At 55.5% G+C, this 24,709-nt stretch carries 25 protein-coding genes, 1 tRNA gene and 1 pseudogene; 9 read left to right on the top strand and 18 right to left on the bottom strand.

What is annotated here, in order from left to right:
- Positions 1–33: 33 nt before the first annotated feature.
- The 4 genes from ribF to HMPREF3039_RS13605 form a co-directional block, all read right to left on the bottom strand.
- On the bottom strand, positions 34–969 hold the full coding sequence (gene ribF, locus HMPREF3039_RS04300; RefSeq protein WP_067569356.1) for a riboflavin biosynthesis protein RibF: 936 nt from the start codon (positions 967–969) through the stop codon (positions 34–36).
- Positions 970–973: 4 nt separating this feature from the next.
- Positions 974–1,708 (bottom strand): tRNA pseudouridine(55) synthase TruB, encoded by a 735-nt coding sequence (truB, locus tag HMPREF3039_RS04305; RefSeq protein ID WP_067569359.1) that lies wholly within the window; start codon positions 1,706–1,708, stop codon positions 974–976.
- Positions 1,705–2,673 (bottom strand): DHH family phosphoesterase, encoded by a 969-nt coding sequence (locus tag HMPREF3039_RS04310; RefSeq protein ID WP_231863844.1) that lies wholly within the window; start codon positions 2,671–2,673, stop codon positions 1,705–1,707. Before HMPREF3039_RS04310 ends, truB begins: the two co-directional genes overlap by 4 nt.
- Before the next feature lie 131 nt (positions 2,674–2,804).
- Complete coding sequence (locus HMPREF3039_RS13605; protein WP_156469858.1) at positions 2,805–2,972, bottom strand: hypothetical protein; 168 nt, start codon at positions 2,970–2,972, stop codon at positions 2,805–2,807.
- A gap of 222 nt (positions 2,973–3,194) precedes the next feature.
- Between HMPREF3039_RS13605 and HMPREF3039_RS04315 the strand changes: the two genes are divergently transcribed.
- Both HMPREF3039_RS04315 and HMPREF3039_RS04320 read left to right on the top strand, forming a co-directional pair.
- Positions 3,195–4,046 (top strand): metallophosphoesterase, encoded by an 852-nt coding sequence (locus HMPREF3039_RS04315; protein ID WP_067569366.1) that lies wholly within the window; start codon positions 3,195–3,197, stop codon positions 4,044–4,046.
- Between the two features lie 82 nt (positions 4,047–4,128).
- Positions 4,129–5,184 carry an SIR2 family protein gene (locus HMPREF3039_RS04320; protein WP_082770192.1) on the top strand — a complete coding sequence of 352 codons (1,056 nt, stop codon included), beginning with the start codon at positions 4,129–4,131 and terminating at the stop codon, positions 5,182–5,184.
- 16 nt (positions 5,185–5,200) lie between these two features.
- Here the strand turns inward: HMPREF3039_RS04320 and HMPREF3039_RS04325 are convergent, their stop codons facing one another.
- Genes HMPREF3039_RS04325 through rfaD form a run of 4 tightly spaced genes read right to left on the bottom strand, consistent with a single transcriptional unit; the run spans position 5,201 to position 9,174 of the window.
- The gene (locus tag HMPREF3039_RS04325; RefSeq protein ID WP_067569373.1) at positions 5,201–6,178 is read right to left on the bottom strand and encodes a glycosyltransferase family 8 protein; all 978 of its coding nucleotides are present in this window, start codon (positions 6,176–6,178) and stop codon (positions 5,201–5,203) included.
- A gap of 18 nt (positions 6,179–6,196) precedes the next feature.
- Positions 6,197–7,222, bottom strand: coding sequence for a glycosyltransferase family 2 protein (locus HMPREF3039_RS04330; RefSeq protein WP_167506774.1), 1,026 nt, complete (start codon positions 7,220–7,222; stop codon positions 6,197–6,199).
- 22 nt (positions 7,223–7,244) lie between these two features.
- A complete protein-coding gene (locus HMPREF3039_RS04335) occupies positions 7,245–8,168 on the bottom strand; it encodes a glycosyltransferase family 9 protein (RefSeq protein WP_067569393.1) in 924 nt (307 codons plus the stop codon).
- Between the two features lie 19 nt (positions 8,169–8,187).
- Entirely contained in the window at positions 8,188–9,174 is a 987-nt protein-coding gene (rfaD, locus tag HMPREF3039_RS04340) for an ADP-glyceromanno-heptose 6-epimerase (protein WP_067569396.1), read from the bottom strand.
- A 303-nt stretch (positions 9,175–9,477) separates the two neighbouring features.
- Here rfaD and HMPREF3039_RS04345 point away from each other — a divergent pair, with 303 nt between their 5' ends.
- From HMPREF3039_RS04345 to HMPREF3039_RS04370, 5 genes are all read left to right on the top strand, one after another.
- The gene (locus HMPREF3039_RS04345) at positions 9,478–10,608 is read left to right on the top strand and encodes a glycosyltransferase (protein ID WP_067569400.1); all 1,131 of its coding nucleotides are present in this window, start codon (positions 9,478–9,480) and stop codon (positions 10,606–10,608) included.
- A gap of 81 nt (positions 10,609–10,689) precedes the next feature.
- Positions 10,690–11,463, top strand: coding sequence for a hypothetical protein (locus HMPREF3039_RS04350; protein ID WP_156506013.1), 774 nt, complete (start codon positions 10,690–10,692; stop codon positions 11,461–11,463).
- A gap of 173 nt (positions 11,464–11,636) precedes the next feature.
- Entirely contained in the window at positions 11,637–12,923 is a 1,287-nt protein-coding gene (locus HMPREF3039_RS04355) for a glycosyltransferase (protein ID WP_147549923.1), read from the top strand.
- 90 nt (positions 12,924–13,013) lie between these two features.
- Positions 13,014–14,012: a glycosyltransferase family 10 domain-containing protein gene (locus HMPREF3039_RS04360; protein ID WP_067569409.1), complete on the top strand. Its 999-nt coding sequence runs from the start codon at positions 13,014–13,016 to the stop codon at positions 14,010–14,012.
- A gap of 402 nt (positions 14,013–14,414) precedes the next feature.
- Complete coding sequence (locus tag HMPREF3039_RS04370) at positions 14,415–15,446, top strand: glycosyltransferase family 10 domain-containing protein (RefSeq protein WP_067569415.1); 1,032 nt, start codon at positions 14,415–14,417, stop codon at positions 15,444–15,446.
- 41 nt (positions 15,447–15,487) lie between these two features.
- Here the strand turns inward: HMPREF3039_RS04370 and HMPREF3039_RS04375 are convergent, their stop codons facing one another.
- From HMPREF3039_RS04375 to HMPREF3039_RS04410, 10 genes and pseudogenes are all read right to left on the bottom strand, one after another.
- The gene (locus HMPREF3039_RS04375) at positions 15,488–16,039 is read right to left on the bottom strand and encodes a hypothetical protein (RefSeq protein WP_067569418.1); all 552 of its coding nucleotides are present in this window, start codon (positions 16,037–16,039) and stop codon (positions 15,488–15,490) included.
- A 48-nt stretch (positions 16,040–16,087) separates the two neighbouring features.
- A complete protein-coding gene (locus HMPREF3039_RS04380) occupies positions 16,088–16,327 on the bottom strand; it encodes a hypothetical protein (protein ID WP_067569421.1) in 240 nt (79 codons plus the stop codon).
- A gap of 117 nt (positions 16,328–16,444) precedes the next feature.
- Entirely contained in the window at positions 16,445–18,310 is a 1,866-nt protein-coding gene (locus HMPREF3039_RS04385; RefSeq protein ID WP_067569424.1) for an SLC13 family permease, read from the bottom strand.
- 222 nt (positions 18,311–18,532) lie between these two features.
- Positions 18,533–18,671: pseudogene (locus HMPREF3039_RS14590) on the bottom strand (DNA-binding response regulator); the annotation flags it as partial.
- Positions 18,672–19,072: 401 nt separating this feature from the next.
- On the bottom strand, positions 19,073–19,225 hold the full coding sequence (locus tag HMPREF3039_RS13615; protein WP_156469859.1) for a hypothetical protein: 153 nt from the start codon (positions 19,223–19,225) through the stop codon (positions 19,073–19,075).
- Positions 19,226–19,505: 280 nt separating this feature from the next.
- Positions 19,506–19,591, bottom strand: a tRNA-Tyr gene (locus HMPREF3039_RS04390).
- Positions 19,592–19,692: 101 nt separating this feature from the next.
- Positions 19,693–20,178: a bifunctional nuclease family protein gene (locus HMPREF3039_RS04395; protein WP_067569428.1), complete on the bottom strand. Its 486-nt coding sequence runs from the start codon at positions 20,176–20,178 to the stop codon at positions 19,693–19,695.
- Between the two features lie 20 nt (positions 20,179–20,198).
- Complete coding sequence (locus HMPREF3039_RS04400; RefSeq protein ID WP_231863845.1) at positions 20,199–20,726, bottom strand: gamma carbonic anhydrase family protein; 528 nt, start codon at positions 20,724–20,726, stop codon at positions 20,199–20,201.
- Between the two features lie 148 nt (positions 20,727–20,874).
- Positions 20,875–22,107, bottom strand: coding sequence for a transglutaminase domain-containing protein (locus tag HMPREF3039_RS04405; protein WP_197483300.1), 1,233 nt, complete (start codon positions 22,105–22,107; stop codon positions 20,875–20,877).
- Positions 22,108–22,128: 21 nt separating this feature from the next.
- Positions 22,129–23,031 carry a hypothetical protein gene (locus HMPREF3039_RS04410; RefSeq protein ID WP_156506014.1) on the bottom strand — a complete coding sequence of 301 codons (903 nt, stop codon included), beginning with the start codon at positions 23,029–23,031 and terminating at the stop codon, positions 22,129–22,131.
- A 418-nt stretch (positions 23,032–23,449) separates the two neighbouring features.
- On the opposite strand from HMPREF3039_RS04410, the gene HMPREF3039_RS04415 reads away from it, so the two are divergent.
- Positions 23,450–24,103, top strand: coding sequence for a nitroreductase family protein (locus HMPREF3039_RS04415; RefSeq protein ID WP_067569440.1), 654 nt, complete (start codon positions 23,450–23,452; stop codon positions 24,101–24,103).
- 7 nt (positions 24,104–24,110) lie between these two features.
- Positions 24,111–24,689 (top strand): fused DSP-PTPase phosphatase/NAD kinase-like protein, encoded by a 579-nt coding sequence (locus HMPREF3039_RS04420; RefSeq protein WP_067569443.1) that lies wholly within the window; start codon positions 24,111–24,113, stop codon positions 24,687–24,689.
- The last annotated feature ends 20 nt before the right edge of the window (positions 24,690–24,709 follow it).

Below are 24,709 nucleotides of genomic sequence, written 5' to 3' on the forward strand. Positions count from 1 at the left end.
GCCGACATCCTTCATTTTACAATTTTTTGTGTCTTACTCTTCCCGTTCCAGAACTTCCGCGGCCTGCCGGGCATCCAGCGCAAGCTGGCTTTTCAGGGCGTCCAGGGAAGGGAATTTGGTTTCCGGCCTCAGAAACCGTACGGGCGTTACCTCTATCTGCGCTCCGTAAATATCCCCCGGCTGGCCGAACAGATGGGTTTCCAGCAGAAGCTCCCCCGCTTCCCCTTCCACGGTGGGGCGTCTTCCCAGATTGGCCACGCCGCCGTAACCCGTCCCGTTCACGCGGGCGCGGACGGCGTAAACTCCCTGGGGGGGCAGCAATTCGGTGCCTGGCTTCATGTTGGCCGTGGGGTAATCCAGCAAACGCCCCAGCTGGCGTCCATGAATCACCGTTCCCTGCCAGCGGAAGGGACGCCCCAGCAGCCGGGCCGCCAGAGGAAAGTCTCCGAGCCGCACGGCCTCCCGGATGCGGGTACTGCTGACCCGCTCCCCATCGCGCAGAATGGCGGGAATGGCCGTCACCTTGAACCCGTAATGTGCTCCCAGGCTGTGCAAAGTTCCCACATCGCCCGCACGGTCGCGTCCAAAATGCCAGTCCTCGCCCACGGCAACCTCAGCCACCCGGCAGGACGAACACAATTCCCCGATGAACTCTTCCGGGCTCATGGACGCCAGCGCCGCGGAAAACTCCAGGCTCAGCACCATTTCCACGCCCATTTCTTCCAGCAGGGCGAACTTTTCACGGTCCGCGGCCATAATGGCTGCTGGAGCCTCCTCCGGCCGGACGTGTGCCAGCGGATGACGGCGAAACGTCAGCACGGCGGGAATTCCGCCGTTCCTGCGGGCGCCTTCCACCGCGGCGCCAATCACCGCCGCATGGCCGACATGCAACCCGTCAAACATCCCCATGGCCCAGTGCACGGGGGAGGACACGTCCTTCAATTGCTTGAACTCCTGGTAAACAAACATGCTTTTACTTGGCAATCAGGATGGCCGCCAGTTCCTCCAGGGAAAGCATTGCCCGGAACAACTCCTCCCTGGGCGCGGTTTTCAGGGTTTCCACCGTAATGGCCCGGTCCAGCGTAAAGCGGCCGGACTGCGTGCGCCGCAAGGCGCTCAAATGGGCGCCGCAACCCAGCGCCTTTCCTATATCATAGGCATAGGAACGCACGTAAAAACCCTTGGAGCACTGAACGGTGAAATCCACTTCCGGAATGGCCATGCGGGTAATCCGGTGGCCGAAAACCTCCACGGGCCGCGGTTCACGGACAACCTCCTGCCCCTTGCGCGCCAGCTTGTACAGCGGCACGCCGTCCTTCTTGATGGCGGACACCATGGGAGGAATCTGCTCAAACCGCCCGTCAAACCGGTCAAAGGCATCCCTAACCTCCTCATCGGCAACACCTTCCACGGAATACTCCGCCACCACTTCCCCCATGGCATCCTGGGAGGAAGTCTCCACGCCCAGCGTCAGCGTACCGGCGTATTCCTTGTGCTCGCACATCAGCTTATCCTGAAGCTTGGTGGCCTTTCCCACTACCAGCATCAGCAGCCCCGTAGCCATGGGGTCCAGCGTGCCGCAGTGGCCGATCTTCTTGATCCCCAGGGACCGGCGCGCAATCGCCACGACATCGTGGGAAGTCATGTCCTGCGCCTTGTCGATCAGCAGCACGCCTGACGGAGTTTGTATGGAATCGGAATTATTCATGAAATCTGCTGTTGGAGCACGCGTTCCACTTCCGCCTGCATGGCCTCCAGAATAACGAGGCGCACTTCCTCAACCGGTCCCCTGATGCGCACTCCGGCAGCCATCGCATGGCCGCCGCCTCCAAAGCGGGAAGCCAGCTCGGCCACGGAAATTTCCGGTACCTTGGACCTCAGGGAAATGCGGATGCGCGGATCGTCCTCGGATTCCTCCAAATAAGCGGCCAGCCAGACGCCCTGAACGGAACGCAGCAAATCGATCAATCCTTCCGTATCTTCCGGGCGGCAGCCTATCCGGGCCTTGGCCTCATTTGTCAGGCAAAAAGTGCAAATCCTGCCGTCCGGCGTCAACTGCATGCCATTGAGCACTTCACGGAACAACTGCATCTTCACCCACGGTTTCTCCTGATAGAGCTGGCGGTTGATATCCTGCACATTGACTCCCATCCGGATCAGGTCCGCCGCCAGTTCCATCACGGCGGCCGTCGTCATCTGGTACTGGAAAGATCCCGTATCCGTACTGACGGCCACATAAAGGGCATCGCGCATCACCGGAGTAAAGGGAATCCCCAGGTACTTGAAAAAATAATAAAGCACCGCCCCCGTGGCGCATTCATCCGGCAGAACGCACTGCACGTCCCCAAACCTCTCATTGGTCTGGTGGTGGTCGATGTTCGCCCACACCTTGGCTCCGGCCAGGGCCCGCAGGCTCCGTTCCCCCAGGCGCTTCAAGGCGCCGTTATCCACGGAAATGGCCACTTCCACATCCACCGGCTCGTCAGGCGTGGAAATAATGTCCTCCACGCCGAGAAGAAAGGCCAGGCTGGCAGGAACGCCGTCCTCATTCATCATGACCACGTGCTTGCCCATGTTCTTCAGGGCATTCCCCAGAGCCAGCGTGGAGCCGATGGCGTCCCCGTCCGGATGGATATGCGCCACTACCGCAAAGCTGTCATAATTGCGGATCAAGTCCGCCAAAGGCGCAAATTCGGGACAATGTTTCCAATCTTCCATATGGTCTGCCCCGTTTGTATAGAAAAAGCCGCACCTGGACAATCACCAAGTGCGGCTTGAAAAGTTGTGTCAATCCCTGAAGAGGATTACTTCTTGGACTTCATGACCATGGGGACAATCTCGGTGCCCGGCTGGTTCAGGTCGTTGAACTTGGGAAGGGGAGTCAGAGGCGGAGCGCCCTGATCCTGGCAGCAGCAGGAAGCCATGATGCTTGCCGCGAAAGCGGAAAGAGCCAGAATGGTAATCTTCTTCATATGCGTGGTTAAATGATGGGTGATAAAGGATATGGAAATATCTTGGAGCATAAAAGCACACCATCCGGGCGGCCGTCAATCAAATTTGATAAAATCTGTCCCCCGAACACCTTCCGGCGAGAACCCCGGACGGAAACGGATGGCCCAGCAAAGGACAAGACACATAAATCTCTCGCCTCCCGGCAGGGAAAGGTATAATATCCACAAAGCCGTTTTTTTGCTATGCCCTTCTCCGTCAGAATACTCCGGTTTTTCGGCATCCTGCTGCTGGGTGTTTGCGCGCTGGGGGTAGCCGGCATAACCTGGGCTTATCTGATTGAGCCCAACCTGTTGTTCGTCCGGCAAGTGGATTACCGCATTCCCCAGTGGAATGGCCGCGGCAGGCCCCTGAAAATCGTTGTCGCGGGGGACTTCCATTTCATGCCCACCCCATTTGACGAAGTGAGAGCCCTGCGCTACGTTCAGAGAATCATGCAGCTCAAGCCGGACCTGATCCTGCTGGTGGGGGATTATGCCCGAGGCTCCAGTAAAAACGCCAGCATGAGCCCGCAAAAGGCGGCCCAGCTCCTCCAGGGACTGGAAGCACCCTGCGGAGTATTCGCGATTCAGGGCAACCATGACTTCACGTTTGGCTGGAACAACTGGAAAAAGGAACTGACCCGGATAGGCTTCAGAATTCTTGCCGACAAAAGCGTTCTCATCACGCTTAACGACGGGCGCAGACTCCAGCTTTCCGGGCTTCTGGACTCCTTCCGCTACTCAAAAAAACAACTCCCGCAGCGGCATTCCCCGAACATCCCCCACATCGTGCTGTGCCACCGGCCGGAAATCGACCGCATCCTTTCAGAAGGAGACGCGGACTTCATCATCAGCGGCCATACCCACGGCGGCCAGATACGCCTCCCTTTCAATCTGCTATGGTTTGAAGCCAGTCCGGACCATACCCAGCCCTATACCTACCCCTGGCACATTTCCGCCGGAAACAAATATCTGATCACCAAAGGCCTGGGCACCAGCACGCTCCCCCTGCGCTTCAACTGCCCACCGGAAATCTACCTGCTGACCTTGCACTAACGGCGGCAACCCGTCTCCGCATGGCGGCAAACAGCCGCAGATCTGTTGTTCACTGCTTGATTTTCTCCGGGCATATGCCAGCATGCAGAGTTCACCTGCCTCTCCATCCATGCCTGTTTCCACCAATAAAACACCCACAATAAAAAATGCCATCCTGTTCGGCAACGGGCTGATGCGCACCCTGGGAAGCCCCAGCAGCCCGGACCTCCTCAAACAGACCATTTGCAGCAGGCCCTGCGGAGAATGCGCAGGCTCCTATTGCCCTTTCACCGAGGAAAAAGACTGCCTCCCCTTTCCTCTGATCTATGAATACCTGATCTTGAAAGAGCAAAAACAATATCCGGAAAAGAACATGCGCGCCATCTCCGCCATGATGCGTGAAAAACTTAAAAAACAGTTGGAACAGTTCACTCCGCAGAACCATCCGGAATCCGTCCTGCACGCCCTCGCGGACCTCCGGGCGGATGATTACCTGACCACCAACTATGATACCTTTCTGCACCGGATTCTGGAATTGCGGGGTTATGAACAAGCAGCCAGCCAGAAGTCGGAAACCAAATACAGCATCCGGCGTCATGTTCTCATGAAGAAGCAGGAGACTTCACATTCATGCCGCCTCTGGAACATCCACGGCACCTACAATGACAGGCCGGATTCCTTCACTATCCAATATGGGTACGAGCATTATTGCGGATGCATCGGGAAGATCGACAATTATTTAAAAGGCACATACACCTATCAATTGCGCAAAAAGGAAGTCTCCATTCCGCCCATGTATAAAAAATTACAGGATGACAAGCTTCGGAAAGGAGAATCATGGATTGATCTCTTCTTTTTCTCCAATGTCCATATCCTGGGCCTGAACCTTTCCCCGGAAGAAATAGACCTACTGTATATCCTGAATCTCAGGTCACGATGGCTGCGCGACCCGAAAATCAAAAACCGCATTCGGAACCGCATCGTCTTTTACGGGCAGCCGACCAATGCTGTGAAAGCCCTGCTGGAACAATTCAGTGTAGAAGTCCGTTCCTCTTCTCCCAAACCACCTGGTAAAAACGCGGAGAAACAGGCATATGAAAATTATTACAAACGTGTTCTAAAAGTCATTAAATCCGGAATGCAGCAATCCGGAAATTGACCTTCCCACAGCTAAATCATCCCCTGTCCTCTTCATCAAACCGCTCCCGCAGCTTCAGAATCTTGTTTCCGGTCATCCTGTAAACCGGCTTGTAAAGGTATTTTTTCAGCACCGCCAGCGGAGTTCTGCCGGGAAGAGGGCCGCAGAGTAGCCCGGCGTCCCGCATGACCCGTTCATAGCGCTCCCCTTCGTAGCGCCAATTATACCGCCAGGGCTTGTGAATGCCCTGATAATGAAGAATTCCGGGCTCCAGGGCGGCTTCCACCGCCTGGCGCGGCGTCACGCCGCGCCAGAATTTCTCTGCGGGATCATTTTTCAAAATGCGGCGCGTCAGGCCGTCATGCCAGTTCCACCGGGGATGCAGGGGAGCCGTCAATTCGCACAAGGCGCCGTTCAGGGCGTCCTGGTCCGGGCAGGTAAGCCTGTCCCTGTGGCTGACGGCATAATCCAGCACGGCGCGCACCAGCCCCTTCTGCCGGAAAACATCCACATCCATCAGCAGCACTCCGGAATTGAAATACCCCGTGCAGCTCAGCGGCATGTCCAGCCGTTCGTTGAAATGGGAACCGAGCTTTGAAAAATTCTCAAACACCACCCCAACCGCCCTTCCGGCCAGATCCGTGCGGAAAAGCTCCGTCAAATCCCGGCAAACCAGAACATCAATATCCAGATAAAGGACATTGCCCTTTTCCTCCTTCAGCAGCTCCGGGATGAACACGCGTCCCCAGGCGGGTACGGGCCACTGTTGAGTATGGGGAAAATCGTGCTCCTCCAGAATATTGGAAATCTCAATAAACTCCAGCCGGCAGTCGAACGGAGCCGCCAGCTCTTCCAGCTTGCCGCGGTTTCCGGCATCAATGCCGTCGGAAAGTATGTAAACCTTGTAAAAAGTGTCCGGTCCCGCCGTGTTCAACAAAGAAAAAACCGTGACACTTAAGGGCAATATCCCCCGGTTGTCACTGGCAAGGACGACGGCAAATTCATTCTTTTTCATCGGAGGAAGCGGGTAGGATCAATGGCGGAACAGCTGAGGCATTCTCTTGCGCATCTTCTTCCAATAATAGGAAAAGCCCAGTTCGGACTTCCCGGCCAGCCAGGATTTCAGCAATTTGGCTTCCCTGGCGGTCAGGCGGCCGTCATCCTCTTGCGGACGATACAGGCCCTCTTCACGAAGCACGCGGCACACTGTCCGGGTAACGTCCTTCTGTTCGGAATGAGGCGCATACTTGCGTACATTGCGCACGCTCATCACCAGCATCTTCAGAAAAGCCGTCCTGTACTCCTCAATCAGTCCATCCTCCTTCCATGCTTCCAGAACCAGCAACGCTACTTTCAGGTAATCCAGGGATTTTAAAGAATGTCCTGAAGCAAACTCATCTGTGATGGACCCGGCCCTCTTGCGATATACGTACAGAGGTTCACACACAGTACAGGCGCGCCCGCAAAAGGGATATGTTGTATAATGGAAATAAATATCTTCACAAAGAAGGCCTTCCGGAAACCGGCGGCCGCACTTTTCCACAACGGAACGGCGGATCATCATGCCGTTGGCGCCATGGTGAATTCTCCCAATAGTGTCGGGTGTACAAAAAATCCAGTCTTTGTCCGGGCCTGCCGCTTCCTCCGGCAGGAAAAAATCCTTTCGCTCCGGCTCATCCTCGTAATGATAACGATAACCGCACGCAATTCGGTCCGCGTCAAAAATACGGGCTTTCTCATACATGCACTCCAACGCCCGGGGCTCCAGCCAGTCATCGGAATCCACCAGCATGAGAAACTCTCCCGTTGCATGCTTCAGGGCCAAATTCCGTGTCCGCGAAAGGCCGCCATTGGCAGAAGCGCTGAAAAACCTGATGCGGGAATCCTTCTCCGCCCATTCCTTCACGATGGATGCGGATTCATCCGTAGAGACATCATCCACGCAGATAATTTCCAGGTCTTTCAGTGTTTGGCTGCAAATACTTTGAAGACATGCGCCCACATACGGGGCTACATTGTAAACGGGAACCAGAACAGAAATTTTAACAGGCGGCATCATGGTCATTTTTTCATAAGGGCTATCACTTTAAATGGGGTTCCAGGGAGGCCCACACCTGGTCCACCGTGATTTCCTCAATGCCTCCCGGGGAAATCAGGTTCGTGATGCGGCGGGCCGTGATGGCGGACTTGCGCGTCCGCTGGCAGAAAATGGCCGTTACGGGTACGCCGGAATAGGCGCACATGTGCGTAGGGCCCGTATCATTGCCCACGCAGGCCAGGGAGCGCAACGCCATCTGCGGAATATCCATCAGGGAAGACTTGCCCAGAAAACTGACAGCCAGCGGAGAACTGGAGGCAATGGCCTCCACTTCCGCGGCTTCCGCCCTGGTGCCGATTACTACGGACGCTATGCCCCGCTCCGCCAGACGCCGCGCCAGGGAGCAGAAATTCTCCACCGGCCAGCGTTTGTAGGGATGGGAGGGGGAACAACCCGGAATCATCAGCACATAACGTTCCGGAAGCTCGTCAAAATGCCGGCCCTCCCCGTGCATGAAGGACAAATCCGTCAGGACGCGCTCCAGCCGGTACGGCGTCCTTTTCACCCTTCCAAGCCGGAAGCTATTTTTTTTCAACAACCTGCGGCGTTCACCGGAATTGCAGGCCACCCAGTCCATATCGCGGTTAAGCAGAAAGCGGACGGCCGGATAATAGCGCTTCCTGGTGCGGGAGGATTCCTGAAGGTCATATACTACATCAAAATTCCCTTCCACAATGGAACGGATGGCCGCCCAGGTGGCGCCCAGCTTCCAGTACGGAACCCGGTCATCCACGATGAACTCGTCAAACACGCCCAGCTGCCTCGTCATCGGAACGAACATCCCCATCGTCATCAGGCTGATATGGGCATCCGGATGCAGCTCCCGGAGGCGCTTCATCGTTCCCATGGCCAGCACCACGTCGCCCAGGGCCCCGTGCTTGATGATCAAAATGCGCTGTGCAGACATGAATAAAAACAATCCGGGGTTAAACGTAGCTGTCCTCCCGGTCCAGATACTTCTGCACATACTGCCGTACGCCGTCTTCCAGGGAAGTCATGGGCGCCAAGTATCCGGCGGCGCGCAGCCGGGAAAGGTCGGCCTGCGTGTAATACTGGTATTTGCCCTTGAGTTCCTCAGGCATTTCCCGGTAACCGATTTTTTCCTGAAGGCCCAGGGCATTGAACGCCGCCTTGGCCAGATCGTAAAACGAACGCGCCTCCCCGGAACCCACATTGAACAGGCCGCTCACTTCCGGATGGTCCAGCAGCCAGAGAACCACATCCACGCAGTCCCCCACCCACACGAAATCCCGGAGCTGCCAGCCGTCCCTGTAATCGGGATGGTAGGACTTGAACAGCTTGACGGTCTCATTCACTTTTACCTGGGGGAAAATGTGGGCCACCACGCTCTTCTGGCCGCCCTTGTGGTACTCATTGGGGCCGTACACGTTGAAAAACTTGAGGCCGGCATACTGGGGAGGAACCGGACGCCCCTCCCGCACTTCCCTGGCCACCTTCCGGTCAAACAGGGCCTTGCTCCATCCATAGGCGTTCAATGGCCGCAACGCATTGACATGCTCCAGGGACGGATTGTCGTCAAACCCCATGGAACCGTCCCCGTAAGTGGCTGCCGAGGAGGCGTAAATGAACTGCTTCCCATACAGGGTGCAAAATTCCCACAAGTACCAGCTCAATGTAAAATTCGTCCGGATGATCAGATCCGCATCCGTTTCTGTCGTCGCGGAAATCGCGCCCATGTGAATGACGGCTTCGATTTCCTCCGCGTGCGTTTCCATGTAATCAAGCATGTCTTCCGGCGGCACCACCGCACACAACTCCCGTTTGGCTATGTTCTTCCATTTGTCGGAGGAACCCAGCGTATCCACGACGACAATATCTTTTTTGCCGGCCTTCTCCAGGGCTGCGACAATATTTGAGCCGATGAACCCGGCTCCGCCTGTGACAATGATCATAACAGAAAAAGAGATAAAAAAATTGTACCGCCCTCTTTTACCACAGCCTCCCTGTCCTAGGCAACTGCCATTTGAGACGTTCCGGAACGCAACTTTTCAACGAATTTACGGTCCGAATACTCCAACTCCCATCCGGACAAGATGGAAATCCATGGGAATGAAACTGTCGCTGCCTGCTTATCATACTTTTGCCCAGTCCACCCGGATACACGCCTCCCTGTTGGAAAAGTCTTCAATGACCTCCTTGCAAAAAATTACCATTGACCACGCATTTTAAATCCGTTACATACAAGAAGCCTCTTTATGCCTCCCGACGTCTCCATTATCGTTCCCTGCTATAATGTAGCCGCTTACATAGATATCTGCCTGGAAAGCCTGACCCGGCAAACTCTTCGCAGCATAGAAATCATCTGCATCAATGACGGCTCCACGGACGGCACATGGAACTGCCTGCTCCAGTGGCAGGCGCAGGATGACAGAATCATCCTTCTGAACCAGCCCAATGCAGGCGTTTCCGCCGCACGGAATGCGGGGCTGGATGCGGCACGGGGACGCTACGTCGGCTTTACAGACCCGGACGACTATGCGGATCCCGAAATGTACGGTCGCCTTCTTTCCGGAGCACTGGAGCATGATGCGGACGCAGTGGAATGCGGAAACCATGTTTTTTCCGATACCACGGCGGAGCTGATCGCCTCCAGAAAAAGATCGCCCGCATGGAGCTTTGAACCGGATGCCTCTCCCTCCAACTTCTTCCGGGATTCCGTTTGGGGAAAAATGGATATCTGCGTATGGAGTAAGCTGTTCCGGAGAAGCATGCTGGAAACGCACCGCCTCCGGTTCCACACTGATCTGAAATATGGAGGGGAAGACGAAACATTCCGCCTGACAGTCCTTCCCCATGCTTCACGCCTTCTGTTCATTCCGGACTGCCTGTATTATTACCGCCTGATGCGCCGGGGTTCCCTTTCCAGACACCGCGATGACATGGCTCACGCCCAATGCGTGCAGGAATTCCAGAGACTGCTGTACATCGTGGACTACTGGAAGGAACACGGCTGGTTAAACGCCGGCCTGTTCGCCTACGGCGTGCGGAAGCTCAAACCCTTTTTCATCTCCAAGCATCCGCTCTTCAACCGGATGACCTCCCTCCAGAAGCGGATCATTCTGGCATGGTGGCATGAATTCTACCGGCAGGCCGGAGGCGACATCTTCCTATCCACCCTTTCCGAACGGGACAGGCAGCTGGCCGACCTGCTCAATGCAGTTCCTCCTCCCCCCAACGGCTTCAGCCGCATTCTGCTGTTGGCGGGTTCCTGTCTTCCTGGGCAAAAAGGAAGGTACTATTCCTGCAAACGGGTTCTTTCCACCCACCTTTCCGATGCCCCTCCTTTCTCAGGCCTCCCGGAAATTTCAGGGCAAAGGCCCGATTGACAATCCCTCACCTTCCCTATATAACGCAGCACATTAACTTGCCGCTTGATGAACCATTTTATTTCATTCGCAGACTCCCGCATGACGGACTCCCTGAACCGTCTGTGCCGTCAGGCGGAGGCCCTGGAGTTTTTCGATGAAATCACATCGTTCACGGAGCACGATCTTCTCCCGGAATTCACCAGCCGCATGGGAAAATACCTGATCCCCTCCTGCAAGGGATTCGGCTACTGGTCCTGGAAACCCTGGATCATCAGCCACGCCCTGCGGAAAATGAAGGAAGGGGACCGCCTCCTGTATCTGGATGCCGGCTGCCACATCAATCCGGAAGGCAGGAAACGCTTCCGGGAATACGTGGACATTCTGGACCGGCACAGCAACGGCATGCTGGTATTCTACAATGGACAGCCGGAATACAAATGGACCAAGGGGGATATCTTCCGCCATTTCTCCATCTCCCCGGAAAATACCCGCATCACGCATACCCAGCAAATCGCAGCCGGACACGTCTTCATCAAAAAAAGCCCATGGACGGTAGAATTGATCCGGGACTGGCTTCATATCTTCTACAACCATCTGAATCTGGTGGACAACTCCCCCTCCGTCTCTCCCAATCTGGAGGGCTTCGTGGAAAACCGGTATGACCAAAGCATTTTTTCCATCCTGTGCAAACTGCGTGGCATTACTCCGCTCGACTGTTCAGAAACCTATGCGGAAGATTGGAACCAGCTTGCCGCCTTCCCTTTCCAGGACCGGAGGGACATGGGGCTGCGGCCGCCCGGAAAAGGAAAGTGGATAAAAAAAATCAGGAACTTTTTCTCCTGCAAATCCAGCGGATTAGGAATCCGGAAATAATCCCCCGCCTCCTTCACATGTATGTAAGTCATGTGAACGGAAAATATTATAAAATGAAAGGCCGGAACGGACCAGGCACCTCATGCGCAAGCCTTGGCAGGCCCATCATTCTGTTCCACCTCAGGCACAGCCGTTTATATTGACTCCGGATTCCTAATCCACATAATCCCCATGTGCCTTTGCATCAATGTTCAAAAGTATTTCAGGTATCTCACAGCGTTTCATCCAGTTCCGCCCCTTATCGTCTGAACGATGCCCTGGCCAGAAATATTTCCGGTCTGGAATCCGTCCTGCTGCTGAGAAGAAAAAAAGAAATAAAAGGCATTGAAATCAAACGGTCCGCCCCAAGAAGAACGGCGGACGCCCTGCGCCGCCATGCGGCGGATGCGGTTAAAAGCCTTTTTCCGGACAAAAGGGAGGACCTTCCCTTTTCCCTCAACGTGTTCGGCATGGGATTTGATCTCTCCCAAATGGAACAGGCCGACCTGATTCATTTGCACTGGATAGGAGGGCGGACACTCGACTTCAGCAGGCTGGGCCGAATCCGCCGCCCGCTGGTCCATACCCTGCACGACTTGTTCGCCTGTACGGCGGGATGCCATTGCCCGCTGGAATGTACGGGGTTTCATGAAGGATGCCGCGGCAAATGCCCGCAACTGGGAACTCCCCGTCTGTTTCCGGGCCTGCCTGCATGGCTGTTTGACCGGAAGAAAAAAGCATTCGGCAACATCCGTTCCCTGACTCTTGTAACCCCCTCCCGGTGGCTCAGGCAGCAAGTGGAAAAAAGCTGCATGTTCCCCGGCAGGCGTATCGTACAAATCTACAACCCCGTGGATACGGAGATCTTCCATCCGGCAGAGGACAGGCAGGCCAAAAGGAAGCAAATGGGCATCAATCCGGAAACCTTCGTCATTGCGTGCGGCGCTACGGGCCTGTTCAATCCTGTCAAAGGCGGCCGCTTTATTCCTCTCATCCTGGACGAACTGCACCGCCGCGGCTACAGGAACATCCACTTGATCCTCTTCGGTTCCCAGGAAAAATCACCGAACTTTCCGTACGCCTGCACCAGCATGGGATTCATTACAGACGCCCGTGAACTGGCGGCCCTTTACAGCACGGCAGATATTTTCCTGAATCCCAGCCTTCAGGACGTACTTCCCAACGTCGCTCTGGAATCCATATCCTGTAAAACGCCATCCGTTACATTCCGGACAGGAGGAATTCCGGAAGTGGTGCTGGACGGCCTCACCGGCCTCATTGCAGACCAGGGCGACGTCCGGGCCATGGCCAATCATTGCGAACGGCTGATGCTGGACAGGAAACTGCTCCATTCCCTTGCGGAAGAAGGCCGGAAACACGCGGAACGGGTATTCTCCTATTCCGTTATTGCCGAACGGCACGCCAAACTATACGAAGAAACGCTCCAGGAATTCCATGCACGAAAAACGGAAAACAACTAGCCGTGCGCTACATTTCCTGCGGAAAGGGGAATATCCCTTTGGAATTGACAACAAAAGGCATCCTTCTAAACTCGTTCGTCCTGTCCTTCCATGAAAACGCTTAAAATTTCCTTTTTACAATCCACTCCGGACTTCGGAAAGGAAGGTTTCCGGCGGCTTCTTCAGGACCGGTACCACGTGGAGGAAAATGATTCCGACTTCGATTACCTAGTCGCCACGCCGTGGTTCTACGTCAATCGTGAAGCATTCTACGACTTTCTGGAACGCGCACCGGGCCATGTCACCATCATGTACGGCTGTCATGAAGCCATTGCACCCGACTTCATGCTGTTTGACTACTATATAGGAGTGGATGCCATCCCCTACTATGACCGTACCGTGAAACTCCCCAGCCTGCGGCCCCACCTGCAGGAAGTGCACGGGGCCAAGGAAGGGCTGAATGCGGAAAATCTTCTCGCCGCCAAAACGGGGTTCTGCAACTTCATTTACGCCAACCGCAAATCCCATCCCAACCGGGACGCCATGTTCCACAAGCTTTCCGGCTATAAATTCGTCAATTCCCTGGGAAGCCATCTCAACAACACGCCGGGAGACGGCCGCCGGGCGGAAGACTGGTACGCCTCATCCATTGAGATGAAAAAACCGTACAAATTCTCCATTGCCTTTGAGAATGCCTGGTATCCCGGCTACACCAGCGAGAAAATCGTCACCAGCATGCTTGCCGGCACCATACCCATTTATTGGGGCAATCCGGAAATCGGCAAGGAATTCAATACCCTTTCCTTCATCAACTGCCATGAATTTGCTACACTGGACGACGCTGTGGCCTACGTGAAAAAGGTGGATGAAAATGACGATCTTTGGTGTGAAATCATGTCCCGCCCCTGGAAAACGCCGGAACAGGAAACCCTGTTTCTGGAAGAAACGGCCCGGGAGACGGAAAAACTCTACAGGATTTTTGACCGGCCTCCGGAAGAAGCGCACCGCAAAGGGGACGGCACCTGGATATCCTACTACCAGCGTTTTCTGAAACGCGGCCACAAGGGCCGGCTGGCGTGGCACAGTCTGAAATCCCGTCGCCGGAAATAACGACCACGGCATCCCGCACGGACACTCCGCGTACAAGTCTTTTATTCCTTCCTGCCATCTCTCTCGCTTCCCCTCTTCATCCCTATCTGCAAATACCTTTCTGAAAACTTTTGTTCCCCTTTTTCCCGGCAAGGCCGGAGCCCCTTCGCGGAACATACTTTCCGCCCACCGATGCCTTGCGGCACCAGGAAAATGGTCGCCAGCGTCATTGACCGGCTTTTCCCGGAATGGGAGAATACGGCATCCAACTGACCTGCCGCCATTCGTGGAAAAACGGCGGACCCTTTGACATTGACAAGGCAGGTGCTCCCCCTACACTACGGGCACGAAGGCTCTCCGCGGCTTCGCCGCATTCCGGAAATGCGGCGCCTTTCCCGCCCCTTTCTTCAACACCAGTTTCATATGCAGGATTCCAGCAACCCCATACGCATTAAAGTCATCAGAAAATCCACCAAGGCCTCTCCCGACGAGACGGACTCCCTGCTGTGGGACGGCTGCCTGTTCTGCACGGATGCCGCCATGACGGACTACGACTGGGTGCTGGTGTACGACGAATTCCCCAGGCACGACATCGGCACCATCAGGAATGAAACGGAACCCCTGCTCTGCCCGCCGGACCAAACCATCCTGATCACGGTGGAACCGCCATCCATCAAAATATACAGCCGTGCATACACGCGCCAGTTCGGCACCGTCCTGACCACGCATTCCCCGACAGACCTTCCCCACCCCAACCACACGCTGGGCCGGGGTTGCCTGGAATGGCTGTACATCAAACCCATGCAGGAAATCCTGGATCAAAAGGAATTTCCGAAGACCAAAATGCTTTCCACCATCTGCTCCGCCAAGCAGCATACACACACGATGCATAAAATGCGCTACGACCTCACACGCTACCTGGCGGACAGACTGCCTGAACTGGACTGGTTCGGGCACGGCATCCGGGAAATAGACAACAAAACCGTCGCCATGGACGACTACAAGTACCACCTGTGCGTGGAAAACCATCTGGAGCCCCACCACTGGACGGAAAAGCTTGCGGACGCCTTTGTCGCCATGACCCTCCCCTTCTATGCCGGGGATCCGCTTGCCACGGAATGCTTCCCGCCGGAAAGCTTCATCCCCGTCCCCATGGACGATCCCGGGAAAGCCTTTGAAATCATCCGCAAATCCATGGACGACGGCGAATATGAAAAACGTCTCCCCGCCATCCGGGAAGCACGCCGCCTGGTTCTGGAAAAATACAACATGTTTGCCCAGACGGCCGCAGTCATCCGCAACCATCGCGGAACGGGAACCGTCCGGCCCGGCGCCGTTCTGAAAGGGCGCCACGTCCTGCGGCAAAACCCGGTCAATGCTGTCCGGGAATTGATCGACACGCTGGCCTATAAAATCCGGTCCCGCAAAAAACGTAAAACCGGAACCCCGGCATAACCCGGATTCCGGCTGTAACTTTTACGAAAAGCCTTGCTCCTTTACCAATAAAGAGAGCTGCTGGCGGGCATTCGGGAAATTGCCTTGCGGCAGGCGGAGCGTGCCGCCTCGGAACGGTGGTAGGACTCCCCGGGGGAACTTTCCCCTTGGTATTCCGCCAGCTTTTTGCCATTTAAATCATGCACGGTGACTGTGACCTTGATCTTGTATCCCGGCCGTGTGTCAGGCCCCGGAGTAGAGACAAAGTAAAGGCCCTTGCGGATCAGGGTATGTTCTTCCGCCGTTTTGTTGACGGCGACGACAGCCCCGTAATTCCCCTCTCCGGGATACATGACCCGGAATCCCTTGGCGGACAGGCCGGCCGTGGCCGTACCCCTCATGTCCCAGTCGGAGCACTGGACGCTGATATTGTGGTATGTGGCGCGGCGTTCGGCAGCGGCACGCTGGTTTTCCTCCATTTCCTTGGAAAACTGCGCCCATTCCTCCGCCGTACAGCCTGCCAGTAAAACCAGCATGCCGGCGGTACACCACCTGGTCCATTTCCCGTATCTCATCGTCTTAAAAATGTCCGGCTCTCCTGCGGCCTGAAACATGTTTCAGGCCGTTTTCATACGGAACACCGTGAATGAACCAGAAAAACATCAGTCGGACTTGCGGGAGCCGTGCTTCTTGGCTTCCCGTTCCTCTTCCTTTTGCTTCTTCAGGTCTTCCTTCATCTTGGCCTTCTCTTCCGCATCCAGCTTGCCGTCCTTGTTGGTATCATACTTTTCCAGCATGGCGGCCTTCTTCTCTGCGGAGGTCATCTTCTTGGGAGCGTCTTCAGCAGCCATGGACGGCAGCGCAAACATGGCGGCAGCGGCAATAAACAAATACTTCTTCATGATAAAATAAAAGGTTTTTATAACTACTCCCGTTCTACTCCCGGACTGCGCCCTTGTCTCTCTTTTTCTTGCAAAAAAACGGGAAATCCCTGCCATACTCCCCTGCTTATGCATACCCTACCCCTTGCCGAACGGGAAAAACAGGGGAATCACGACGACCATCACCAGCCCCATGATCACCTGGAGCGGCACGCCGACTTTCACGTAATCCATGAACGTGTACTTGCCCACCGGCATCACCAGGGCATTGGGAGGCGTGGAAAAGGGAGAGGCGAAACACATGCTGGTGCCCACGGAAACCGCCAGCAGCAGCGGATAGGGGCTGATTCCCATGCTCACGGCGGACTGCACGGCAATGGGCGCCAGAAGCACCGCCGTAGCGGTATTGCTGATGAACATGGTCAGCAGGGAAGCCGTGAAATAAATGCCGGCCAGCAGGGCCATGGAGCCGAACCCTCCCAGCCCCGCCACCAGGCCGTGGGAAATGGCTTCCGACGCCCCCGTCTTTTCCAGCGCCAGGGACATGGGCAGCATGGCCGCAATGAGTACGATGCTTTCCCAGTTGATCGTCTTGTACGCTTCCTGCACGTTGCGCAGACAGCCGCACAACACCATGAGCACGGCGGCAATCAGTACGGCGGCCACGGCCGGAACCCAGTTGAACACCATCGCGACGATCATCAGGATCATGATTCCGGCGGCCAGGGGAGCCTTGTGCGTCAGCGTCACCTTGGAAGCCTCCGCCAGGGGCTGGCCTACCACCACCCATTCAAACGTCTTTTCGCTCAGACGCGCGATGTCCGCCCACGTTCCCTGAATGAGAAGCGTATCCCCATATTGGAGCTTCACGTCCTTCAAATTGTGGAACAGGTAATGATTGTCCCTCTGGATGGCCAGAATATTGACGCCGTACTTGGCACGGAGCCCGGAAGACTTGACCGGGGTATTGATCAAGTCGGAATTGCGCATCAGCAGCATCTCCGCAATGCCGATTTCATCAAACTTCAACTTGCTCCTGAGCATGGAATCCGTATCTTCCGGCGTCTTCCGGTTGATCATCACGGCTCCGAAATCCCGCGCGAAACGGTCCACATCCTCAAACTCCCCCATCACGTAAATCACGTCCGCCTTCTTCACCCGCGTATCGGACCCCGCCATGGTCTGGCTGACCGTCTGCAGAAAGGAATGGCGGCCGGAATGCCTGCGGCGCACCTCCACAATGTTCACATGGTAGCGGTCCGGAATGTGCAGGTCGTGCAGGGGATGCTCCGTTAACTCGGAATCTTCCAGCACGCGCAGTCGGTACAGGTTACCGATGATCTGGTATTCGTCTATCAACTGGCTCAGGGACTTTCCCTTAGCCTCGTATTGTGGTTCCTCCCCGCGTTCGCCCAGAAACTTCCTGCTCAGGGGAATCAGGGCCAGAACACCCGTGACGATGCACACGATGCCGATGGGAGTGAAAGAGAAAAAGCCCAGCCCTTCCAGTCCGGCTTCCTGAAGCTGGTTGTTCACCACAAGGTTGGGCGGCGTGCCGATCAGCGTCAGCATGCCCCCCATGCTGCTGGCGAAGGCCATGGGCATCAGAAGGCGGCGCGTCTGAATCCCGCCGTCCGCCGCCAGGCTCACGAGAATGGGCAGCATCAGCGCCACCGTGCCCGTATTGCTGACAAACGCGCCTATCCCGGCCGTCACGAGCATCGTCAGCACCAGCAGGCGCAATTCGCTTTTTCCGGCCATCTTCACGATCCTGCCGCCTATCATTTTGGCAAGCCCCGTCCTGAAAATGGCGCCGCCCACCACAAAAAGCCCCACCATCATCACAACGATGGAGTTGGAAAATCCGGAAAGCGCCTGCTCCGGGCCAAGAATGCCGAACACCATCAGGCACAACAGGGAACACAACGCGACAATATCCGAACGAATCCTCCCCTGGACAAACAGAATGGCGGAGACTCCCAGAATAATCAGTGTGGTTAACATATCAAATCAATACAGCAGTTGGAAAAGGGAACCTTTTCTAACATATCCGGCCCCTCCTTGTCGACCAGACCAGAAGTCATCCATGCGGCATACTCACGGGCCTTTCGCCGGAACCGCAGCGGTTTTTCACTGCGGCAAGCTCAAGCCGTGACGTCTTTTAATAATCAAATTGGACAACCGGTCCCGCAGCCGGTCAGCCACACTCTTCATGAGCTGGGTTTTGATGCGCGCCAGAAGCTCTTCTGTATTAAACGGCTTGGTGACATAATCATCCGCTCCGGTCTCCGGAAACTTCATTCCTTGCCGTGAGCATGATGATGGGAACAGCCGCCGTATGGGGAGTGGACCTGAGTGTGCGGCAGCATGATATCCAGTAAAATAAGACCGGAAGTCCGGCTCAGCGCCGCTTCCAATCCGCTTACGCCTGAATTTTCAACGCATACGTGGCAGTACCCGTGGTAAGAAAGAGCTTGAGTATTTTCGCAATGTCAAAGTCATCTTCAACAATCAAGATTCAATCCTTATTCATCCTGCTTGCGCGGTTGGTCTGTGATTCATGGGTAGTAGGGAAAGGCCGCCGCAACATGAAAGGCAGGCAAGCGGGCATTCATCTTCCCGGCCAGCCAGCGGCGATAATTGGCGCGGCTGTTGTCCATGTGAGCGCGTTCCGGGGTGCGATGTCCAGAATGGCAAATCCTTCTTCTATCAGGGTATGAGCGCCGTTTTCCCGCGCGTAGTTGTCTCAAAAGTCCGGCCTATCCTTCATGTACTGCTTGCCACGCAAAAATTTCCTCCCTGCTCTCCCCCGGCAAGAACCTTTACCTTCTTGGCGTCCACCTGCTCCCTATTGGCGGCCTTTTCCAGCTTTTCAGCAATCAAACGGACCTTGGCTTCATTCTCCCTTCCTACAGCCATTTTGCTTTTCCCCGAAGGAATAACAGAAGGGATAATGGCTATTTTCGTCGTCTTGCGGATCTGCTTCCCTGCAACACTAAAAAGGGCAATCCAGAATTTTTACATTTGATCAATCCGGCCCTGTTTAACAGTGTTTTTGGATGATGCACACTTGGAGAAAGTGGAAATGTACACCTCAGTGTACACCTGTTTCATGCGTACTCATGATAGCTCATGCAAGCAAGAAATGAAAAAACCCTTGAAGAATCAAGGGTCGTGAGCAAGTATGAAAGAGAAAAAGTGGTGGGTAGAGAAGGATTCGAACCTTCGAAAGCGAATGCTAACAGATTTACAGTCTGCCCCCTTTGACCGCTCGGGAATCTACCCACTTGAAGTGATGTGGGCCGAATGTACAGACTTCCCCCGCGCTTGGCAAGTTTTTTTTCAGTTAAGCCGTATCCGGATGGAACAAAAGCTCATTGCCCCTCCTACAAGTCAGCCACATATACCGGAGCGCGGCTGTCCACGGAGTCCGTCTCCAGTTGTTCAAGCTGGGGGAAAATATTTTCCATGCTCTCCCATACGGCGGGGATGATCTTGATCCCGGTTCCAAAGCGGGCGGCAATCATCAGGGCATCGGACGGACGCGCGTCCAGTTCCACCAGCTTCTCCATGACTTCATTGACGGCTTCCACCGCCACCCGGGCATAAAAGACTTCATCCTTCCTTCCGTTAATCAGCACCAGTCTTACCCGGCACTCCATGGCGGAGAGCAGGTGCGCCAGCAGGGAGGAAGTGTCCGGCCGGGCCGGGCGTCCGCCCTTCAGCACCTGTTCCAGAGCCATGCCGTCCGGCAGCTCCATGAAAATGACGCCTACCTTGCCGGTAAGCGGATCACGCAGGCATACCCCCGCGCCTGCCCGCGTATAGAGCAGCGCATAAGGTTCCACGGTAATCAGCTTTTCTTCCGGCATGGCAGGCAAAAGTTCGGGAATTAAAAACCGGGATTGATGACCCGTTCCGTATAGCGGGTAGCCACCTTCACATATTTTTCCGCCCACTTGCGGTTGTTGGCCTGGGATTCCGGCCCCAGGTCCTTGACTACCTTGGCGGGGGAGCCCAGCACCAGGGAATTGGGAGGAATAATCGTGCCCTTAGTTACGAGGGAATTGGCGCCGACGACGGACCCGCGGCCGATAACCGCGCCGTCCAGAATGGTGGACCCCATGCCGATGAGGCACTCGTCTTCTACCGTGCAGGCATGCAGAATCACGCCGTGGCCCACGGTCACGTAATTGCCCACATAGCAGCCGTAATCGTCCGCCAGGTGAATACAGCTATTGTCCTGAATGTTGGAATAGTCTCCAATGACAATCTTGTTGATATCTGCACGCAGGGTGGTGTGATACCAGATGCTGGCGTGCTCTCCAATGGTGACATCGCCGATCAGGTCGGCGCTGTTCGCCACAAAAGCGGTATCCGCCACTTTGGGCCAGAAGTTCGCGTAAGGTTCTCTTGCCATATGGGACATGTATTAGTTGAAGATAAGACAGCATTCCAGCTTAAAAACGTTCATTCCACGGATATGCCGCAACCCGGGACAAGAGAGGCCGGCGCTCCCTTCCCGGCGGAAACGGAGCGTGCCTCCCCCACTCCGGCAACCGTCCGGATCAACGTTCCTCCCTGATGCCTTTCTTGCTGTTTTTCTCCCGCTTTTCAGCGTCTTTCCGCAACAAGGCAGCCTTCTTTTCATTACCTCCCTTCTCGTAATAGCCGGCAATCCTTTTCTGGATGGAGACTTCCTTCTTCACCTTGAAATAGTCGTCCGACTTCGTCCGGATATACCTGTTGTAGGAGGATTCCGCCTCCTTGGCCAGCTGGAGCACGGCGGCCTGGTCTTCCGAAATGTAGCGGTAATACTGCCCCATCAGGGCTTCAAACACTTCCGCACGGACGGCATAGTCCTTCATGGACTTCCGGTAAAGGGCCGCTACAGCCGCCTTGTCGCCTTTTTCCATCAGGATGTCCGCCTGCCGCTTGATGGCGGCGGAGGTCAGGTCGCTGCGGCCTTCGTCCGTTTCCTTTTCCAATTTTTTCAAGTCGCGGGCCACATTGCGCTTGTTCGTGGCGGCATCGCGCTGGGGGAAGATATATTCGTCCTCCACGCGCGCGGCCATGGCCAGATAGTCCGGCCGGGAGCGGAATTTCCGCTTGATCAGGGTGGCCAGCCTGTCCCATTCCTCCAGCTTTGTCTCGCTTTCAGGCCGTGCCATCACTTCAATCAGCCGTTCCCAGCCCAGGGGGCTGCCCGGCGTGTTCTCCGTGGCGGCCTCCAGCATGACCTTGACGCAATCCGGTTTCTGCATTTCTTCAAACAGGTCCGCCAGGGAGAGGTAATCCAGCGTGGCATCCAGCCTGGCGCCGTTCACTTTCCTGTCCATTCCCTGCAGAAGGGTAGATTCATGTTTGGACTTGCGGTTGTGCGGATGGGAGAAATGGCCCGTATTGTATCCGTAGCCTCCGTAGGACTGCCAGGTATCGTCCGCCGTCAGCAGATTCACCCAGGCATGCGCTCCGCGGTTGCCGTCGCCGGTAACGTATGCGGAGGGAATGCCGTTGCATTTGGCCGTGTTGACGGCAAAATAGGCCTGGTCCATGCAGATGCCGCCTTCATCCAGGATTTCCTGGAAGGAATAGGTATTGTACGGGTCTTTGCCCAGGGCGGCGCGATCCATGCGGTAGCGGATCATGGAGTAGGCGCCTCCCCACCCCTTGCGGGTCAGGCGCACCTTTTTGCGCGCCCAGTCCATTTCCGACCGCGGAAGACGGACATCCACGACGAACAGCAGCTCGGACGGGCTCAGCTTGGTGATGTCCGTCAGCAGTTCATGCTTCTCGTCCATTTTCATAAAATATTCGAATACCTACTCCAGCGTCAGGGGCGTCGTGGAAATGTTGCCGGAAGAGGATGCCCTCAATTTGGACGGACTGGAGGCAATGCCGGGGTGGAGCATGGCGCATGCCAGCGCCAGGGAGGAATATTTGCTGCGGGGCATGGCGGACGTTTTCATCCAGAATTCGGCCCATTTCCGCAGGATGCCGGCCCACTGTTCCTTGGGGGTCTGCTCCCGCGCCACCGTACGCAGAAAGAGCTTTACGGGATTGGATTCATCCGAAAAAAGCCACGGATAAAAATATCTGGGCGTGCTTTCCATGGTCTGCTCCCGGATGGTGTCCGGACCCACCTTGCTGATGAGCTGGTACAGCTCGTTGGCGCGCATGAGCATGGGGCTTTGCTTATACATGGTTTCATCAAATTTGCCGAATTTGATGACCTTCACGGCATCCCTTTCCAGATTGGTGCGCAGGAATTCCGCATATAAATCATAACGGCTCGTTTCCAGGGCCAGGTCAAAAGCGTCCTTGAACAACTTCCGGTTGGCGGCATCATTGGCTTTCAGGCTGACGAGCAGCACGGGCTTCTTGAAAATCTCCAGCCGGGGGTCCTCTTCCTGAACGATGGGCTCCTCCTTGGGCTCAACCGGAGCCGGCTTCACTTCCTCCGGCTCCTTCTGCTGTTTTTTGGCGGCCTCTTCGGCGGCTCGGCGTTCCGCCTCCAGCCGGGCCTTTCTCTCAGCCTCCGCAAGAGCGCGGGCTTCCGCTTCCTTGCGGGCGGCTTCCTGGGCTGCGGCTTTGCGCGCACGCTCGGCCTGGGCTTCCGCCTCTTTTCTGGCAGCCAGCTCTGCTGCCTCCGCTTTTCTTTGTTCGGAAACGCGGTAGTACACAACTCCGCCGCCCGCCAGGGCAAGTATCACGACAATCACCATGATTAATCCGCCGAAGGAGGATTTTTTACGTTTCGGCGGAGGCGGATTCCAGGAATGCGGGATATTCATAAGGCAGTTTAAGAAATTAAAGCAATTCAGGTAATTCAACAATTTGTAAGGAAGCAGCAGTACCTGGTTCCGTTTAACATAAAAGCGCAAGATTAACTCAAGGTCAATCCGAAACAACCTGTTCACAGAGACAAGTTTCCATTTGTCTTTCTTCCCGCATCTTCCGCGGGGAAAACAGGAAGACACGGCGCCTTTTCCGGCAAGGCATCCGCAGAAAAACAGGACCATTTCTTTTTTCTTGCACAACCCTATCCATTTCCTAGGATAACGGCTCCCCTTCTTCCCAAAAAAGTCCGGGAAACATCCAATATATATTCTGTTCAAAAGACTCTCCTATTATTTATCCCGCATGAATTTGTTCCGCATTCATTTTTTTGGCCTGTTTCTCGTTTCCGCATGGCTTTCCGCAGGAAACTCCCTTTGCAATGACATTATCCTTCCGGAGCCGGACAGGAGGGGCGGCAAGCCCCTCATGGAAGCCCTGCAGGAACGCCGGTCCATCCGGACCTTCGCGGACCGGCCCATTCCTCTCCCGGTACTCTCATCCCTGCTGTGGGCCGCCCAGGGAGTCAACCGCGAGGACACGGATTACCGGACTGCTCCATCATCCCGGAACTCCAATGAAATAGAAATTTATGTGATTCTTCCGGACGCGGCCTACCTTTACGAGCCGGAGACGCATAAATTGAAGAAGATGATACAGGGAGACCTGAGGGCTTCAACAGGTACGCAGGAATTCGTAGCCCAGGCTCCCCTTAATCTGGTGTATGTAGTGGACCAGTCCAAACAGCCCGGCGATTTTGACGCAAAAAGAAAATTGACGACGGCCTGCGCGGATGTCGGTTTTGTCGGCCAGAACGTTTATCTCTTCTGCGCTTCCGCCGGGCTTGGCACCGTCTTCCGCGCCATGCTGAATGAGGAAAACCTTCATGAGCGCCTGCAACTCAAGATGTTCAAGAAGGTTCTGTATGCCCAGAGCGTGGGTTATCCCGCCATACCCTGATGCCGCCATGCCTCTTAAGCCCGTTCTGTTGATGCTTTTTCTGCTGGCAGGCTGCATGCCGCCCATTCATGCGGATGCAAAAATAGCGGCTGCCGTACCCGTGTCTGTGAAAAACGTTAATAATTGCTACAAGCTCAGCCGGGAATTATACCGTTCCGCCCAGCCGGACGACGATGGTTTTAAAGCCCTGGAAAAACAGGGCATCAAATCCGTGCTGAACCTGCGGGAATACCACCGTGACGACAATGAGGCGCAGGGAACTTCCCTGAACCTTTACCGCATCAGGCTGGCCGCCGGAAAGGTAACCGCCCAGGATTTGATGGAGTGCCTGCTGCTGATTGATAAAGCTCCCAAACCCATCCTGGTGCACTGCTGGCACGGTTCCGACCGCACAGGCATTGTCTGCGCGGCTTACCGCATCGTCATACAGGGCTGGAGCCCGGAAAAAGCCGAGGAAGAATTGAAGGACGAACGGTTCGGACACCACAAGTCCTATTATTCCAACCTTTCCGAACTGCTGAGAACCACGGACTGGCAGGAGTTCAAGTCCGCCTTCCGCAAACGGAAGGCGGCGCAGGCGTCCTGACGGCAAAGGCAACGCCGGAA

The organism is Akkermansia sp. KLE1798 (genome assembly GCF_001580195.1).
GTDB classification, from domain to species: Bacteria; Verrucomicrobiota; Verrucomicrobiia; order Verrucomicrobiales; family Akkermansiaceae; genus Akkermansia; species Akkermansia biwaensis.